We start from the raw sequence: 568 nt of genomic DNA on the forward strand, positions 1-568 counted from the left end.
CCTCACGGAGAGTTCTCCGGCACGCCCTACCGATGCCGTAATGACGCCGTAATCAGGATGGGGACCAGCGTCATCGCCAGCCTGCTCCCCCTCGCCGCTGTGGCTGCTGCGGCGGCATTCGCGGCTGTTGCGGCTGTGCCGCCGGCGGCGTGCTGAGGGAGATCCGGCCCAGCCCGGGGATGGGCGCGACCGGGTCGAGCGGCTGGTAGGCGGGGTCGAGTTCGGCGAGCTCGTCGAGCTCGAACCGGCGTAGCTTGACCGCCCACCATAGCAGCGGACGGACGTCCCCGCCGGAGCTCTTGTACCTCCCATCCGGCAGGAGGGCGGCCCACTCGCCATCCGGCAGGGGATGGAGAGTCACGAGCAGTCGCCAGGTAACGGTGTCCCACAGCCGTGCGGTGCCGTCGTTGCTGCTGGTGGTGAGGGCGGCACCGTCGGGCGAGAACGCCGCCGCGGTCACCCAGTCGGTGTGGCTGGTGAGGATGTGGGTGTTTTGTCCGGTGGTGGTGTCCCACAGCCGTGCTGTGCGGTCATTGCTGGTGGTGGCGAGGGTGGTGCCGTTGAGGGA

Annotated in this window: 1 protein-coding gene; it reads right to left on the reverse strand. The window is 69.5% G+C overall.

Translation table 11 applies throughout. The features are described from left to right. Nucleotides 1-70: 70 nt before the first annotated feature. Nucleotides 71-568: WD40 repeat domain-containing protein (locus tag AC5LSR_RS23675; RefSeq protein WP_493469058.1), on the reverse strand; the 498-nt coding region annotated here is incomplete at its 5' end.

The organism is Protofrankia sp. CiP1_Cm_nod4 (genome assembly GCF_982290645.1).